This window comes from Streptomyces sp. NPDC056479 (genome assembly GCF_042795335.1).
Taxonomy (GTDB): domain Bacteria; phylum Actinomycetota; class Actinomycetes; order Streptomycetales; family Streptomycetaceae; genus Streptomyces.
Genome location: NZ_JBHTRZ010000001.1, coordinates 1,349,964 through 1,366,026, shown reverse-complemented (window position 1 = coordinate 1,366,026; position 16,063 = coordinate 1,349,964). Strand labels below are relative to the sequence as shown.

Sequence of the window (16,063 nt, the reverse complement as noted above, 5' to 3'; positions counted from 1 at the left end):
GCGGTGGCGATGCGAGTGGTTCCGCTGGTGGGCGGGCCGGTTGAGTTACGGGGTGCGCTGGATCTGGAGAGCAGGCCGGCGGGGGTGATGCCGCGCCGGTTGCCCGCGTGGACCAAGGAGCAGTATCAGGACCCGTCGGTCTACGGGGTGACCCTGATGCCGTCGGGTGTACGTCTGGTGTTCCGCACCGATGCGCGTGAGCTGGAGCTCGAAGTCCTCACCTCCACCGGGCAGCTCGACACCGACCCCGAACCCCGCCCGACCGGGATGCTCGAGCTGGTGGTCAACGGCACCCTGGCCGGGCGTCGCCGAGCGCCGGTGGGCAACGTCGTGCGGATGGCGGGCCCGGGGGCCGTGCAGCGAATGATCCCGGGCGACCCGAGCACCGTTCGGTTCGGCGGGCTGCAGGCAGGCATGAAGAACGTCGAGCTGTGGCTGCCGCAGCAGACCCCCACGGAACTGGTGGCATTGCGCGCCGACGGTGAAGTACTTCCGCCGCTGCCGGACGGTCGACGCCGCTGGGTGCACCACGGCAGCTCCATCAGCCACTGCATCGAGGCCGACGGCCCGACCGGCACCTGGCCGGTAGTTGCGGCCGCCCTCGCAGGAGCGGAGGTCATCAACCTCAGCCAGGCGGGCAACGCACTGCTGGACCCCTATGTCGCCCGGACCATCCGCGATATGCCCGCCGACCTGATCAGCCTCAAGGTGGGCATCAACATCGTGAGTCTGGCCGCCTTCCGGCTACGCACGTTCGGCCCGGCGGTGCACGGGTTCTTGGACACGATCCGGGACGGGCACCCGGGTACCCCGTTGCTGCTCATCTCCCCCGTGAGCTGTCCGGCGCTCGAAGAGACCCCCGGCCCGACGGCGATGGGCCCGGACGGGAAGATCACAGCTTTGGGTGACCCGGCACAGGTGGCGGCCTCTGGAGCGTTGTCGCTGGCGGTGGTCCGCGCCGAGTTGGAACGGATCGTGACCGCCCGACAGCCCCGCGATCCCCACCTTCACTATATGGACGGCCGCGAGTTGCTGGGCCCGGAGGAGACGGACGATCTGTCCGACGGCCTGCACCCCACCGCCGCCGCGTACCGCCGAATGGGCAAACGCTTCGCCACCCAGGCCTTCGCGAACGACGGTCCCTTTCGTTGAGCTTGTCTCTTGACTCGGCCTGCGCCGTCTCCCGGCCCAGGTCTGCTCGCTGGTCGGATTTTCCTGGGCCCGGACGAGGCGTACGACTCGCACGACGGTCTCCTACCCATTGCGGACGCGTACCCGCGTAGCAGAGCGCTGCTCGCCCGGCGGTTCCCGGATGAGGAGACCAAGCGCTGAAGAGGACTTCAGGACGTTCAGCGGTCCTTCAGCGTCCGGGAGCGATCATTTCTTCGGTGCTCCCGCCGTGCTCGAACGCTTCCCGGACGCCCGGGTCGTCGCCACACCGGGAGTCGCCGCGCATCTGGACGCTCAGCGGGGACCTCGCTGGTTCGACGGATTCTGGGAGCCACGCTTCCCCGGCCAGATCTCCGGCCGACAGGTCCCGGCAGAACCTTTGCCCGACGGCCTGATCGACCTCGAAGGACACCAGCTCCACGCCGTCGAGCTGGGGCACACCGACACGGATGGCACCAGCGCTCTGTCTGTGCCCTCCATCGGATTGGTCGTAGCGGGTGATGCGGTGTGCGGCGACATTTACCTGTGCCTGGCCGAATCGCCAGGGAGCGGCCGACAAGTCTGGCTGCACGCCCTGGATGCAAACCATCATGGCTTGAGCATCCGGCATCGAGGATCGTCGTCATCGAGCCTGGGCGCGAGGGGCGGCCTTCACGACCCGCCAGCGCCTGCTTCCGCACACATTCGGGAGACGAGGTGGCCAAGCGCGGGGGCTGACCGTCGTCCGCGTGAGCGGCGCTGTCCGGTTGGGACTCGGTTGACGTCCAGGCTGCTCAGTCAACAACCGCGAGATGGTCGGCGACGCCACCGTGCCACTCGACCATGAAGAGGGTGGCGTCGTCGCTGGTGCGCCCGCCCCGTTCACTCTTCAGCGTGTGGGAGAGCCGTCGCAGATCCGCTCGCACGCCCTGTGACGGCTCTTCTCCCAGGCGGTTGACCAAGTGGATGAGGCGATCCTCGCCGAACGGCTCGCCGCCGGCTACGTGTTCCTCGATGATGCCGTCGGTGTAGCACAGCACCCGGTCGCCCGGCTGGAGCGTGTGCTCTCGGACCCGGGGCTCCTCACCGCCGAAGCCGACAGGCAGCGTCGTCGCGCTCTCCAACTGCCGCAGGACCCGGCCTGCCCGGATCAACAGCGGTGCGGGGTGGCCCGCGTTGACCAGTTCCAGCTCACCGGTGGCGACGTTGATGTGCATCAGCTGCGCCGTGACGAAGTGATCGGGCCCGAACTGCCGGGAGATCGCGTCGTCCATGAACGCGTACTTCTCGGCCAGGCTCACGAACACGCGCCGGGCATGCCGGTAGGCGCCGATGGCCACGGTCGCCATCACGGCGGCATCCAAGCCGTGGCCCATCGCGTCGATCACCGCCATGTGCAGGATGTTGCCGTTGAGGGCGTAGTCGAAGCTGTCGCCGGCGACGCGGTACGCGGGCTCCAGTATGCCGGCCACCTCGATCTGCGGCATGGTCATCGTCAGCGGTGGCAGCAGGCTCCACTGGATCTCCGCGGACACACTCATCGGCTCCCGGCGCCGGGCCAGGAAGAAAAGGTCGGTGTAGGCGTTCTTGGTGACCAGCACGTCGGCGACCAAACTGGCGAGCCTGCGCAACAGGCGTCGGTCGTCGTCGCCGACGGCATCCAAGGTCAAAGCCATCACCCCCACCTGATCGCTGCCGTCCAGCAGTGGCAGATACATCCGCACGCCGCCGTGGGCCTGCGGCACCTCGACGACGTCCACGCTCAGGAAGGCCTGGCCTGCGGGGGAGTCGGCCATCGGCTCGGGCTGGCCGACGTGCAATTTCCTGCCCGAAAGCGGCACCAGCACTTCCTGCGCATAGTCCTGGAGCAGGATGGAGACGTCACGACCACCGATCCCGGCCACCTCCTCCGCGATCAACGGAGCGATCAGCTGTGGCGGCATCAGATGTGCCCGATCCAGCAGCAGGCCGAGCAGCCGCTCGCCAAAACCCTCCGTCCGGTCCACCCTCTTCTCGCCCATGACCCGCCTCGCCGCCTCCTGCCTGCTGCCCATACCGGCCGCCGCCTCCGCACAACGTGACCTGGGAAGCCGCTGGAGCCGCTCCATTACGCCATGCGCGGCATGTCGGGGCCGGTGGCGCGACACGGCTGGGCGCGGGTCTTTCTCCTCGGCGTCTGGTGTGAGGCGCCCCTTTGGGTCTCCACGCCTCCGAAGCCGGCCCGCGCCGTCCAGTGCAGCGCGGCGAGCTTCCAGGCGGGGATCTCGCGGCCGAGGCAGGAGCCTTGCCCCAGCCATTCCTGGAGACGGTCGCTGGCGATCACCCGCTCGGGCCCTGGGGCGTTCGTCGAAGGTCGCCGTCGCCACGTACGTCTGATCGGGTCGGAAGCGCCTGGGCGTGCTGCGGGTGAAGGATCAGCGTGCCTCGACCTCGTCGACGTCCAGGCCGCGGTCGACGCCGTGTCGACGTCGTTCACCAGGCGGATGACGACCTCGAGCCCGTACTCCATGTGATCATTCTGGTGCGCCACAGTGCAGGCCGCCCACCTTGCGAGCATGCACGATACGAATGGTTCGCCCAGGAAAACGAATGGGCATTGGCCTTCCGCGCCGGCCCCTCCATTTCGAAGAATCTCAGCGAATGCCGCGATGGATTCGTGATCACGAAATCGCGGCGGCACCACCACACGAACTAGGATCGATCTCAGGCACAGATCACAGCGCCATGAGGGGCTGCCCCGCCCGGACACCCCCCGCAGGAGGTCCGCAATGGCGACGCTGCTGTCCGTCAATGTTGGGATGCCCAAGGACGTCCCCTGGCAGGGAAGAGCGGTCCACACCGGAGCCTGGAAGTCCCCCGTCCAGGGCCCCCGAATGGTTCGGCAGCTGAACGTCGATGGAGACGGTCAAGGGGATCTGGCCGGACACGGCGGCGAAATTCGAGCCGTCCTCGTCTATCAGGCGCAGTCCTACCAGTACTGGCAAAAGCAACTCGGCCGCGACGACCTGACCTTCGGGATCTTCGGGGAGAACTTCACCGTCGACGGCCTGCCCGACGACGAAGTATGCGTCGGCGACCGATACCGCATCGGTGAGGCCGAATTCGAAGTCACCCAGCCGCGCGTCACCTGCTATCGCGTCGGCATGCGTCTGGGCGAACCGACCATGGCATCCCTGCTGGTCGCCCACCACCGCCCCGGCTTCTACCTGCGCGTCCTCACCGAAGGGCGCGTCGCGGCCGGCGACGAGATCAGCCTCACCCGCAAAGGTCCAGAGCAACTCAGCGTTGCCGAGATCGACGCACTGCTCTACCTCCCCGGCCGCGACCCCGCGAAGCTGCGCAAGGCACTGAACATCCCCGCCCTCAGCCCCGGATGGCAGCAGTCCTTCCGCGAACTCGCCGCCGCCCAGCAGCCCCCACAGGAACCGGGATGGCCAGGCGAACGCGCCAGCAATCAGCAGCCCAGACAAGAGCCGGGATGGCCTGGCTTCAAGCCCATGCGGGTCGCCCGCATCGTTCCCGAGACGCCCACCGTCTCGTCGATCTACCTCGCCGCCACCGACGGCGCGCCCCTGCCCGAAGCCCGACCGGGCCAGTACCTCTCCATCCGCCTCACCGTCGGCGAGGCCGCCCCCACAGTGCGTAGCTACTCACTCTCCTCCGCACCCACCGCCGACACCTACCGCTTCAGCGTCCAGCACGAACCCCACGGAAAAGTCAGCAGCTACATCCATGCCGTGCTCCGCCCCGGGGACCTCGTGGACGTCGCGAGCGCCCGCGGAACGTTCGTACTCGAAAAGAGCACCCGCCCGATCGTCCTCATCTCCGCAGGGATCGGGGTCACTCCCGTACTCGCGATGCTCCACCAGCTCGCCTCCACGCGAGACCCGCGCCCCGTCTGGTGGATCCACACCGCTCACGACCGCGCCCACCACGCATTCGCGGACGAGAGCCACGCCCTCCTGGCCCGCATTCCCCATTCCCACGAGCACATTTACTACACCTCCCAAACTCCACGTTCAGACGAGCCCCACATCACCCACGGCCGACCGACCGCCCCATCACTCGCGGCCATCAATATCCCCAGCAACGCCGACGCCTATCTCTGCGGACCAACCGCCTTCATGGACGACCTCAGTTGCATCCTGCGCGATCACGGTCTGGGCATAGAGCAGATCCATACAGAACAGTTCAGCGCCCTTCCGGCCATCAACCCCGGCGTCACAGCCACCGCCACCGTCCGGCCGCACCAACCGCCTGGTCCACAGGGGACGGGCCCACTCATCACGTTCACCCGCAGCGGCATCACCACCCCGTGGTCACCCGCCCACCCATCACTCCTCGATCTCGCCGAAGCCTGCGACATCCCCACCCGCTGGTCCTGCCGCACCGGCGTCTGCCACACCTGCATCACCCACCTCGTGGCAGGCGACATCAGCTACACCACCCCACCCCTCGAACCCCCCGAAGCCGGCACCATCCTCGTCTGCTGCAGCAAACCGACCACCGAGGTCGTCCTCGACCTCTAGCCGGCCGGCAACAGCACAGGCCGGGCAACAGATCCGCTTGGTGGCTTTCCGGCGTCGGGCAATCCCGTACTCGAACCCATGATCCAGCCCGATCCTGATGCGAGGACACCGTGAGCGAAGCACAGGCAACCGAGAGAAGCGGCACCTACGACGTGATCGTGCTGGGTGCCGGCCCGGTCGGCCAGAATGTCGCCGACCGCGCCCGCGCCGGCGGCCTCACCGTAGCCGTCGTGGAGCGAGAGCTCGTGGGCGGCGAATGCTCCTACTGGGCCTGCGTCCCCAGCAAGGCGCTGCTGCGGCCGGTAATCGCCATCGCGGACGCCAACCGCGTGGACGGTGCCCGAGAGGCCGTCACCGGCCGGATCGACACCGGCCAGGTCTTCGCCCGCCGCAACCGCTACGTCAGCGACTGGAACGACAGCGGCCAGGCCCAGTAGGTGAAATCCATCGCCGCCGACCTCTTCCGGGGCCACGGCCGGATCGACGGCCCACGCCGCGTCACAGTCACCCGAAACGACGGCGCACAGCACATCCTCACCGCCCGTCACGCGGTGACTGTCGCCACCGGCAGCCGACCGGCGCTGCCCGATATCCCGGGCATCGAGGAGGCCCGGCCCTGGACCAACCGGCATGGCACCGACTCCAGCGCCGTGCCCACCCGGCTCGTCGTGGTCGGGGGCGGCGGGGTCGGCGTGGAGATGGCCACCCTGTGGCAAGGCCTCGGCTCGCAGGTCACCCTGCTCGCCCGCCGTCGCCTGCTCCCCCGCATGGAGCCCTTCGCGGGCGAGCTGATCGAGCAGAGCCTCACCGCAGCCGGCGCCGACGTACGGATCGGGGTACAGGTGATGGCCCTGCGCCGCCCGGACCCCACCGGCCCCGTCACACTCACCCTCGACGACGGCAGCGAACAGGAGGCGGACGAGGTCATGTTCGCCACGGGCCGCACCCCGGCCACCGACGACATCGGGCTGGACACGGTCGGCCTCACCCCCGGCTCCTGGCTGGACGTCGACACCACCTGCCTCGTCCGGGGCGTCGAGGGAGACTGGCTGTACGGCCTCGGCGACGTCAACCACCGCGCCCTGCTCACCCACCAGGGCAAGTACCAGGCCCGCACCGCCGGCGACACCATCGCCGCCCGCGCCGCCGGTCGCTCCCTGGATGACGCCGCCTGGGGCGACGACGCCACCACCGCCGACCAGCACGCCGTACCCCAGGTCTTCTTCACCGATCCCGAGGCGGCGGCTGTGGGACTGACCACCGAGCAGGCGGCCGACGCCGGCCACCGGATCAAGACGGTCGACGTCGACTTCAATGCCGCCCAAGGCGCCAACCTCTACGCCGACCGCTACCGCGGAAAGGCACGGATGGTCGTCGACCTCGACCGGGAAATCCTCCTCGGGGTCACCTTCGTCGGCCCCGGGGTCAGCGAGCTCCTGCACTCCGCCACCATCGCGGTCGCCAGCGAAGTCACAATCAAGCGGCTCCGGCACGCGATCGCTTGCTTCCCGACCGTCAGTGAGATCTGGCTCTTCCTCCTCGCCGCCTACCAGCGCGACTGACCTGTCGCCTGCCCCGGATGCAGGGCCTGGTCAGCCCGGGTGCACGGCTCCTACCTGCGGTCTCGCGGACGTACCGAGTGCCGGGCGAAGGGTGCTACTCCGGTTGCGAGTTCGGCGGTTTCGGTGCTGGAACACCAGGTGTCAGCGCCGGACCTTCGTGGAGCAGACATGCGGCCTTACTGGCCGGACCGGCGCCCGGCTGACCGCGTCCATGGCGTGTCCGTCAACCAGGAGCCCTGCGCCTCGTCGAGTCAGAAGGACACACGGGTCCGCGACTGGGCCGCGGCCAATAGCGTCGAACTCGCCTACCCCCACGACCAACAGCTCCTGGCTGAATCGAATCGAGGCCCAGTTCACCAGAGCATCAGGCAGCTCTGACTCAGCCCTTGACGGCGGAGCAGGCGCCGACCTTGACGAACCATCGCTGGATGAACGCGAAGACGATCCGCGCGAGCCGGACGAGGAGGACGCCGAGGACGCCGAGGACGCCGAGGACGCCGAGGACGCCGAGGACGAGAACCTGGCCGCAAACGCCTGCCCCCGGCCGTCCCGATAGCGATCTCGGGATCTCGGTTTGGCGTCTCTTGCTTCGGCAGGCCCCGCACGCGCCGGAACTGTGGCTTCCACCACGGCGAATGTGTTCTTGACCTGGTGAGATCACCGGATGCTCGGTTTCCTCCTCCGTCTCCTGCCGTTCTGGGTCCGCGAGCCCCTACTCATCGCGGTCGGCTCGGTTCTCGGCGTACGCATCATGTATCTCGCCATCCGCGATCACGATCGGGTCGCGGCCGGTCTCGGCGTGGTGTTCCTCGTGTTCACCGCCATACGCGTCTACGTGGTGGTCCGGGCCCTGCGCGCACGCCGGAACCCCAGTCCGGCAGCCTCCGCAGACGGGGCGCCGGTCGATGCCGCCGTCCAGGTCAGCGCTGTAACTGGGCCGCGTCCCGGCCCGCATACTCCGGAGAAGGAGCCCAACGCATGGGGCCAGGCCATCGCGGCTGTAGCCGTGTTCGGGGCAATCGCGGCCGCGCTGTGGGTGGGCCCACGCGTGATGCCGTCCGACGACAGCACCCCGCAGCCCGCCTCATGTTCGGACGGGACACACGAGGAGCTGCCCAAGGCCTACCAGCAGACGCCCCAGCCCGTGACCGGTGAAGAGTTGTGCAAGGCACTCAACCGGCCAGACCTGGCCAAGCTCCTGGGAACGCCTGGAGAGACCGCGACCACCGCTTCCGGCACCAACAACACCGCTCCTCTGACTGATGGGAAGGTCGCCCAACCGGAGGCGCAGGTCGCGTTCGACACGTACACCGTGAACGTCTCGGCCACGTACAACGACCTGTCGACTGACCAGTACGTGAAGCTGATGGAGTTCGGGGATGAGAAGGACATCAAGACGCTTACTGTCCTTGGTCGGCCCGCGGTGTTCTTCTCGGATCACACCATGAAGCTCGAGATCGATTTCAATGGTGGCGGATCCGGCGGACCGGTCCAACAGGGTCCCCTGGCCAGGACGCTGTCCGTGGCCCTGGACCGTAGTGACCGGGGCGGCTCCTTCGACATCACCGTGTGGAGCACGTCCGGAGCTCTCCCGGACGACAGCGCGCTCCTAGCCATCGCTGAGAAGGTTCTTCCGAAGATCCCCGAACGGCCTGTCCGTTGAGACGCCGAGAACAGCCCACCTAGCACCCGGACCCAGCCACCGCGTTGGGCATATCGGCTTCACCGGCAGATCTTCGGGTCAACGGGCTCACCCTGTCAGGCGACCGACCCCAGCTGGTCCAGTTCGCTGCCGATCGCATCCCGCAGTACATCGTGCTGGGGACCGAGCCGGAACCGCTCGTCACTCCACCGGTCACGCGGATACAGCCACACCGGCTTGCCTACCAACTCGGCCGACTCCCACTCGAACCGCGGCCAGACGTGGGCATGCAGGAACGGGTCCGTGTTGCCGAGGATCTCCAGGTTGACCCGCCGGAAGCCGGGGTCCAGCCGCCGGCAGGCCCGCTCAACGGCCTCCCCCAGTTGGTCCATGTCGGCAAGGAACGACAGGCGCTTGGCTCTCGGCAGGTCAGACAGCCGTCGAACACCCGGTTCGTCCGTGAGGAGAACTGAATACCCGGGCAGGAACTGAACGTCACCGATCGCCGCGAAACCAGACCCAAGTCGCCGCAGCACGGTCGGGTTCTCGCCCCGCAGAGCAGCCCCGACCCGGTCCGTCCGCCAGTCACCGGTCATGGACCGACGTTACCCCGGTTGGCCCCGGCCGATTTCAAGCCGTTGTCTCGATTGGCGAACGTGCCGTGGTTACAACTCGCACCAATCGCCCAGATCGCCAGGCACCCCTGTCTGGATGAAGTTGCCCACGAGGGCCCATGCGCGATCGACAGTCAGGACGAAGTCGCCACTGAATGCGGCCAGGTCATCCATGACCGGGACCTCGACCACGCCATCGGCCCCGACGGTGCCGTCGCCGACGAGCAGGGACGACGTCTCCGGATCGTCGAACAGATGGATGACCGCTTGATCACCTTGAAAGCCGAGAGTTAGCTGGGGGAACTCGCTGCCGGTCATTCGGACTTCGAGGTACCCCTGACCGCGAGAGCGCAGTGCGTTGAAGTGATCAGCCAGCTCCCTGACGTCCGAATCCCTCTCAACGGCGGAGTGCCGTCCCGACGGCTCCAGTGCCGTTGCCGTCCATGTCACTCGCGTCACTGCACCTCCGACGCGCACCCCGCTCCCTGGCCATCTCATGAGAACTCGAAGTATGTCGTGATCTGGTGATGCTCGGTGGCAGATCAAGGCACCGGCCAAGCCGACGGGGGCCAGGAGGCTCACTCTTGCACTTGCAGAGGAGGGCTTCGGAGGATCCGGACCCGGCAAACAGAACAGGGGCCCGCACCCAAGGTGCGGGCCCCTGTTTCGCCGTATGCGCATACGAAACGACGTCAGACGCGTTCAGGCAGGTTCGCTCGCGAGTGTCAGGCGGGAACGATGTTCTCCGCCTGCGGGCCCTTCTGGCCCTGCACGACGTCGAACGTCACCTTCTGGCCTTCCTGCAGCTCACGGAAGCCCTGAGTTGCGATGTTCGAGTAGTGAGCGAACACGTCAGGGCCGCCACCCTCCTGCTCGATGAAGCCGAAGCCCTTTTCCGCGTTGAACCACTTGACGGTACCGCTGGCCATGCTGATTCTCCTGAGGCAGTGCTGGAGACCCGCACCTCGCGAGCCCCCTGATCGCTGCGATGATCACCTGCCCCGGGAATCCGAGATACGGCAACCACAACTGCAATTTACGTTAAGCATAGCACCGAAAATAGCCAGCAACCAGGGGGAGGGAAAACCATGAGGCAAAACTACCCGAAAAAGCCGAAAGAGCGATTTGAATAGACTCCTAATTGCATCGGTCAAATTTATGCTCTGGCGCCATCAAAATTTTACTCGCCGCTACCGTCGGCCCCTCTTCCGGACAGCTCAGCGTTGGCGTCCAGGACCGCCTCCAGCCGGTCCTCGAGGTCGATGATCCGGCAGGCGGCCTCGATCGACGTCCCCTGATCGACCATCTCGCGGGCCCGAGCGACAGGGCGCAGCTGGTGACGCGAGTACCGCCGCCCTTCTGCCTCCTCGGCGTGCTAGGCCCGCTCCTCCGAGGGCCCGGAGGAAACCGGGTGTCACCCGATCACCCTCGGCGGCACGGCCCAGGGCGCACGACGGGTGGTCGTCGTCGAGCCGGTCGGCAGCACGCGGCCGGTCCTGCGAGGGCATCTGCGCCTTCCCGCCGGCCGTCGAAGTCACGGCCCGCCCAGGGGAGCGGATTCCCCATGCGGAACCCTAGTGGCCCTGGCGAAAGCCTGCCGTCGTCGACACAGATGTCTTCTATCTCTCGGCTCCCGGTCCGCTCCCCGTCAGCGGAGAACCAGGACTCGGCAGGGAGGAGCGCACAACTCCAGTTCCATGCTGTGGCCGCTTGGCGCATGTCGTCGGGATCGGTGCCGGTGGTGAAGCTGCCGGGGGCGTCGGTGGCGGTGCAGGTGAAGGCCTCGGCGTCGACTCACTCCCCCGTCCTCGGCTCGGGTTGCCGGGCTCACTCCCTAGACGAAAGAGAACGCCGAGTTGCAGAGCGAGATCGCGCCGAGGATGAGCGCGCCGCCCTTACGCAGGCCTCCAGTCTCACGTTGGGTGGGGAGGTGCCCGATCAGTCCCAGCGCATGTCGATGCGCCCGGCGAAGTTGTCATACCCGGCACGCTCGAATGCCCGGGCCATCGGCTGGTTTCCCAGATCGGTGTCTGCGGTGACGCGTTCGGCCCCCTGGGCAGCCAGCACCTGGGTCCCTTCGGCGAGCAGGTCGTTGACGAAGCCCTGGCCTCGGTGGCCGTCGATCACGCCGAGGTAGGCGATCACGAAGCCGTTCGGGCTTTGCGCAGGAACAACCAAGCCGATCGGTTCGCCGTCCGGGCGGACCCCGATCCGCCACCATGCGCGCGGACTGGGATAGCTCAGCAGTTCGTCGTGGTACTGCACGCGTGCGTAGTCGTTGGCTGAGGAACGGGCGACGTCGGCCTGGCTGTAGGCATCCAGCGTGCCCGGAAGGATGCGGGTGAGAAGATCGATCGCTTCCTCATCGCTGCCGACCGGGCGGAAGGTCAGGCTGCCTCGGTGTGAAGGCACTGGTGTGCTGGACGTCCAGCGATAGCGGAGCCTCTCAACGAAAATCGTGCCGCCGGTGCGCTCCACCACCTCTATCCGGTCTTTGATACGACGTTCAGTAGTGGCGTCGTCGCTCCAATTCGCCGGGAGGGGCTGGAGAACGTACGGGGGCGGCAGGGTGCCCGCAGGGAAGAGCGCGGTGAGGGCGGTGCGCAGAAGACGCGTGCCGATGTCCATCCGGAGCGGGGCGCCGTGGGCGTCGTCGATGTCGAGGGTTTCCATCACTTCGGGCCTGATGCCGCTGCGGGACCACCAGCCGACCCGTGCCACCGGTCGGCCGTCTCGCAGGGCCACCCACATCCAGTCGGATTTGCAGTGTCCGTTCTGGAGATCTTCTGCGAGACGGTCGTTGTAGGGGCCAGGCAGAGCATTGAAGAGTTTGACCTCCTCCAGACCGGTGATGGGGCGGAAGATCAGGTCACTTGTCACGTAAGGCTCCATGGGCAGCGAGGTTGAGTGCATGTACCAGGTGCACGACGCCGCCCCTTCGCTCCTCCTGCCTGCTCGGCGACCGGGCCGCTGACCCGACTCGCCGCTACTTGGCCGGCGGGGGCAACACGCGAGACGGCGTGGGCCCTGCCGTGGAGGTATAGACGATCAACGTCTCATCCGCATGTGATTTAAGGGCTCTGCCAGATGCGGTGATCACGAGTCATCGCCGGAGTGATCACGGCGTCGGAGCCTTCCTGGACAGCCCTCTTCAGCGGACTGAGCCCACGTCAGTTCGGCAAGCTTGTAGCTGCATTGCGCCGCGAGGGTGCAGACCGTGTTCGCAGGGGCCGACCGTCGAGCCTCATCCGGGGGTGTGGGGTGGCTCGGCCGAAGCCGGGGGAGGTCGACGACGAGTTGTGGGCGGTGATCGAGCCGCTGTTGCCCAAGGTCGAGCGTCGGACCCGGCACCCGGGGCGCAAGCGGCATCCTGACCGGCTGGTGTTCCGGGGCATCCTGTTCGTGCTGCCCACCAGGATCGCCTGGGAGCATCTGCCGCAGGAGCTCGGCTTCGGTTCGGGCATGACCTGGTGGCGGCACCTGGCCCAGTGGACTGAGGCCGGTCTGTGGCCCCGGCTGCACGAGGTCCTCCTCGCCGGGCTCGAGCGATCAGGAGCTCACCTTCGACCCATCAACCGAGCATTTAGGTCCTGGAGTGATTCGCCAGGCGGCGATACCAAGGACAGGCGGACCGTTGCACGCAGCCATTCATTGAGTTCCCTTGGCCGCCCCGGCGATCGACCTGACCCTGCGGTCGAACTCCCTGTTGAGCAGCGGCATCAACACACTGCCGAAACGCGCCAGCGCCCGTGTGCCTGTGTCAGGGCAGATCACGAAACGCCGCCGGTCGATTCCTGCCACGATCGCGGCCGCGACCTTCTCAGCGGTCAGCGGTTTGATCGTTCCGCCGACCGCCCGGGTCTCCTCCGGCTTCCATCGGTTCTCCTCGGCGAGCTGCGGAGTGTCGACGTCCGGTGGGAAGACGACACCGACGTGCACTCCGCGCGGCGTCAGTTCGGCCCGTATCGACTCCATCAGCCCGCGTACGGCGAACTTGGCCGGTCCGTAAGCGCTGTAGCCGAAGATCCCGATCAGCCCGGCGGCCGAGGACACCGCGACCACGCTGCCCCGCCCGCGTTCCACCATGCCGGGGGTCACGGCCCTGAGCGCGTTCAGCGTCCCGAAGTAATCGACCTCGATCATTTCTCGGAAGACCTCGTCCGACAGCTCCAGGAAGTACCCCGGGCGAGCGAGCCCCGCCGACGTGATCAGGATGTCGCAGGGCTGTCCCTGTTCATGCTCAAGCTCGGTGATCGCGAGGGTCAGGGCCGCCTGATCGGCCACGTCGGCCGCCCGCGCGACGGCCGACAGCTCCTTGGCCGCAGCAGCCAGACGGTCCCGTCCCCGCGCGATCAGGGACACCTTCGCGCCCCGCTCCGCGAGCAGCCGGGCCGTGGCCAGACCGATGCCGCTCGACCCACCGGTCACGATCGCATGGGCCGAACTGACCTCCAGGGCACGTGCTTTCTTCACGGTCATGCCCTGAACAGTAGCGGTGGCCGAACCGAGGAACGCGGTTCGAACTGGGCAAATGCTCCTACTCATGGCGGGTGTACCAGGGTTCGGTCTGCTGGACCCCGCCTGGGCCGCTAGGTCGCCGAAGCGAGACCGCCGCGGAACCCGTCGTATCAACGGTGAAGTCCTGATGACCGGTGCCGTGCACGAACTCCATGCGTCCCGCCAACTGCCGTTCTGTCAGGGCGAGGTCGAGTGGGCAAGTGAACTAGTAAGTCCAGAGGCGCGGCATCGCAAATCTCCGTCTGAGCCGCGCGGCCACGTCGCGATGGACCGCCCACACGCCGAACACGAAAGGCAGACCCTCTGCATAGTCCCGGTGCGCAGGCTGAGGTGCGAGCAGCTCCACCACCGGCCTTTCCATCGGTGCGATCCACCTTGCAGCAGGCATTGCTCCTTCTCCTCACGACATTTCCGGGCTCGTTGATCGCGAGGTGTCGGTAGGAACAGCCCTCAGCATCGACGCCCCTGGCAAGGTACCGGCGCCCGTTCCGTTTCGGCTGGTCTCGCACGCCTGGACAAGGCGACGAGGAAGGTCAGGACGATGCCCCCAGCTACCACGAACAGGGTGGTACTGATGCCTTCTGCCGTCTCGTTCTGGAGTCGCTCGCCAGTCAGGTCATCAAGACCGGCTGTCGCCACGAGAACCAGGATGGCGAGGCCCACCGCAGCACCCATCCCCGAGCCGGTAGAGGCGATCCCTGAGGCGATGCCCTGATCCCGGTCGGACACACCGGTTCCGGCGGCGATGAACATGGTCGTGAACACGATTCCGTCGCCGATGCCGAGCGCGACGAGCCCCGGGATCAGCGAGGCGTACGAACCGTCCGGGGAGATGGCCAAGCCGAGCAGGACGGCACCGAGCGCACCAATGGCGAGAGCACCGAGCAGCGTCCAATTGAGTCCGAATCGCGTCACCATCTGGCCGGCCGTTGTCGAACCTGCGACGACAACCACTGTAGGAATCAGGAACCCGGCGCCGGTTTGCAAGGCGTCGTAGCCGAGGATCTCTTGGAAGTAGATCGAGAGGAAGTACAGCACGGAGCCGAATGTCGCCATGAACATGAAGGCGATGACGAGGCTCGTGATGAGGCTGCGGTTGGCGAGCAGCCGTGGCGGCACGAGCGGGTCGCTGCTGTTTCGCTCGATGAGCGCGAAGACTCCCAGCAGGAGGAGTCCGGCCGTTGCGCTGAAGAGGATGCCGGGTGAGAGCCAGCCCAGTCCCGGCCCCTGAACCAGGGCGAACACGATCATCGTGACCGCGAGGGTGACGCTGAGCGCACCGGGCAGGTCGAACTTGCGTCCTCTGTCGCGCTGTCGGTCCTTTGGAATCAGCACGAACGCGAGGACCAGGGCCGGACCTGCCAAAGCGACATTGACCAGGAACACCGCTTCCCATCCGAATGCGCGCGTCAGCAGTCCCCCGAGGAGTACGCCGATCACCAGTCCGGCCGCGCCGGCGCCGCCCCAGATCCCCAGCGCGCGGTTACGTGCGCGGCCTTCGGCGAACATGACGTTGATGAGCGCCAGCGTGGTGGGAAAGACGAGCGCGCCACCGAGGCCCTGGAACGCGCGCGCTGCGAGGAGCACCTCGCGCCCAGTCGCGAGTCCGCCCACGAGTGCCGCACCGGCGTAGAGGGCAAGGCCGGTGACCAGGACCCGGCGTGGTCCGATGAGGTCTGCTGCGCGCCCGCCGAACAGCAGAAAGCCGGCGGAGGCAACGGCATAGGCGCTGATCACCGACTGGAGTGTTTGCGCTGAATAGCCCAGGTCACGTGCGATGTCAGGCAGTGCCACAACAACGATGTACTGGTCGAGCGAGACGATCAACATGGCGAACGACAGCAGCGCCAGCGTCGCGGTCTCACGGTTCCAGCCGAGCCCGCCTTGCGGAGACCCATCGACGGATGCCACAGCAGCACTCCTGGGCGAGAGCCTTGTAAGTCCGTTACAGACAGAAACATAGCAATACGTCACCCCATGATGAATGTGAGAGCTCGCTGCCAGCGCGTTGCCGTTGAGCAGCACCGGAAGGCTCCGCCGAGCGTCGGC

General features: G+C 67.1%; 11 protein-coding genes and 4 pseudogenes. 7 read left to right on the top strand and 8 right to left on the bottom strand.

Going from position 1 to position 16,063, the window contains the following annotated elements:
• The first annotated feature begins 9 nt into the window (after positions 1 to 9).
• A complete protein-coding gene (locus tag ACFQ6S_RS05925; RefSeq protein WP_383404348.1) occupies positions 10 to 1,152 on the top strand; it encodes a lipase in 1,143 nt (380 codons plus the stop codon).
• A gap of 160 nt (positions 1,153 to 1,312) precedes the next feature.
• On the top strand, positions 1,313 to 1,996 hold the full coding sequence (locus ACFQ6S_RS05920) for an MBL fold metallo-hydrolase (RefSeq protein ID WP_383404086.1): 684 nt from the start codon (positions 1,313 to 1,315) through the stop codon (positions 1,994 to 1,996).
• Here ACFQ6S_RS05920 and ACFQ6S_RS05915 read toward each other — a convergent pair.
• Positions 1,944 to 3,203, bottom strand: coding sequence for a PP2C family protein-serine/threonine phosphatase (locus tag ACFQ6S_RS05915; RefSeq protein ID WP_383404083.1), 1,260 nt, complete (start codon positions 3,201 to 3,203; stop codon positions 1,944 to 1,946). The genes ACFQ6S_RS05920 and ACFQ6S_RS05915 overlap by 53 nt on opposite strands.
• 714 nt (positions 3,204 to 3,917) lie before the next feature.
• Here ACFQ6S_RS05915 and ACFQ6S_RS05910 point away from each other — a divergent pair.
• The 3 genes and pseudogenes from ACFQ6S_RS05910 to ACFQ6S_RS05900 all read left to right on the top strand — a co-directional run bounded on the left by ACFQ6S_RS05910 (position 3,918) and on the right by ACFQ6S_RS05900 (position 8,903).
• Complete coding sequence (locus ACFQ6S_RS05910) at positions 3,918 to 5,678, top strand: MOSC domain-containing protein (protein ID WP_383404080.1); 1,761 nt, start codon at positions 3,918 to 3,920, stop codon at positions 5,676 to 5,678.
• 110 nt (positions 5,679 to 5,788) lie between these two features.
• Positions 5,789 to 7,240: pseudogene (locus tag ACFQ6S_RS05905) on the top strand (dihydrolipoyl dehydrogenase family protein).
• Positions 7,241 to 7,904: 664 nt separating this feature from the next.
• On the top strand, positions 7,905 to 8,903 hold the full coding sequence (locus ACFQ6S_RS05900; RefSeq protein WP_383404077.1) for a DUF6215 domain-containing protein: 999 nt from the start codon (positions 7,905 to 7,907) through the stop codon (positions 8,901 to 8,903).
• Between the two features lie 95 nt (positions 8,904 to 8,998).
• On the opposite strand, the gene ACFQ6S_RS05895 is transcribed toward ACFQ6S_RS05900, so the two are convergent.
• The 5 genes and pseudogenes from ACFQ6S_RS05895 to ACFQ6S_RS05875 form a co-directional block, all read right to left on the bottom strand.
• A complete protein-coding gene (locus ACFQ6S_RS05895; protein ID WP_383404074.1) occupies positions 8,999 to 9,478 on the bottom strand; it encodes an HIT family protein in 480 nt (159 codons plus the stop codon).
• A 69-nt stretch (positions 9,479 to 9,547) separates the two neighbouring features.
• Complete coding sequence (locus ACFQ6S_RS05890) at positions 9,548 to 9,814, bottom strand: hypothetical protein (RefSeq protein WP_383404071.1); 267 nt, start codon at positions 9,812 to 9,814, stop codon at positions 9,548 to 9,550.
• Between the two features lie 407 nt (positions 9,815 to 10,221).
• Positions 10,222 to 10,425: a cold-shock protein gene (locus tag ACFQ6S_RS05885; RefSeq protein ID WP_093907424.1), complete on the bottom strand. Its 204-nt coding sequence runs from the start codon at positions 10,423 to 10,425 to the stop codon at positions 10,222 to 10,224.
• 251 nt (positions 10,426 to 10,676) lie between these two features.
• A pseudogene (locus ACFQ6S_RS05880) lies at positions 10,677 to 11,004 on the bottom strand (MerR family transcriptional regulator).
• 430 nt (positions 11,005 to 11,434) lie between these two features.
• Positions 11,435 to 12,376: a GNAT family N-acetyltransferase gene (locus ACFQ6S_RS05875; protein WP_383404068.1), complete on the bottom strand. Its 942-nt coding sequence runs from the start codon at positions 12,374 to 12,376 to the stop codon at positions 11,435 to 11,437.
• Positions 12,377 to 12,601: 225 nt separating this feature from the next.
• Here ACFQ6S_RS05875 and ACFQ6S_RS05870 point away from each other — a divergent pair.
• Both ACFQ6S_RS05870 and ACFQ6S_RS05865 read left to right on the top strand, forming a co-directional pair.
• Positions 12,602 to 12,742 (top strand): annotated as a pseudogene (locus tag ACFQ6S_RS05870) (IS5/IS1182 family transposase); the annotation flags it as partial.
• 15 nt (positions 12,743 to 12,757) lie between these two features.
• Positions 12,758 to 13,051 (top strand): annotated as a pseudogene (locus ACFQ6S_RS05865) (transposase); the annotation flags it as partial.
• 93 nt (positions 13,052 to 13,144) lie between these two features.
• On the opposite strand, the gene ACFQ6S_RS05860 reads toward ACFQ6S_RS05865, so the two are convergent.
• Positions 13,145 to 13,975: an SDR family oxidoreductase gene (locus ACFQ6S_RS05860; protein ID WP_383404066.1), complete on the bottom strand. Its 831-nt coding sequence runs from the start codon at positions 13,973 to 13,975 to the stop codon at positions 13,145 to 13,147.
• A 489-nt stretch (positions 13,976 to 14,464) separates the two neighbouring features.
• Positions 14,465 to 15,925: an MFS transporter gene (locus tag ACFQ6S_RS05855; protein ID WP_383404063.1), complete on the bottom strand. Its 1,461-nt coding sequence runs from the start codon at positions 15,923 to 15,925 to the stop codon at positions 14,465 to 14,467.
• Between the last annotated feature and the right edge of the window lie 138 nt (positions 15,926 to 16,063).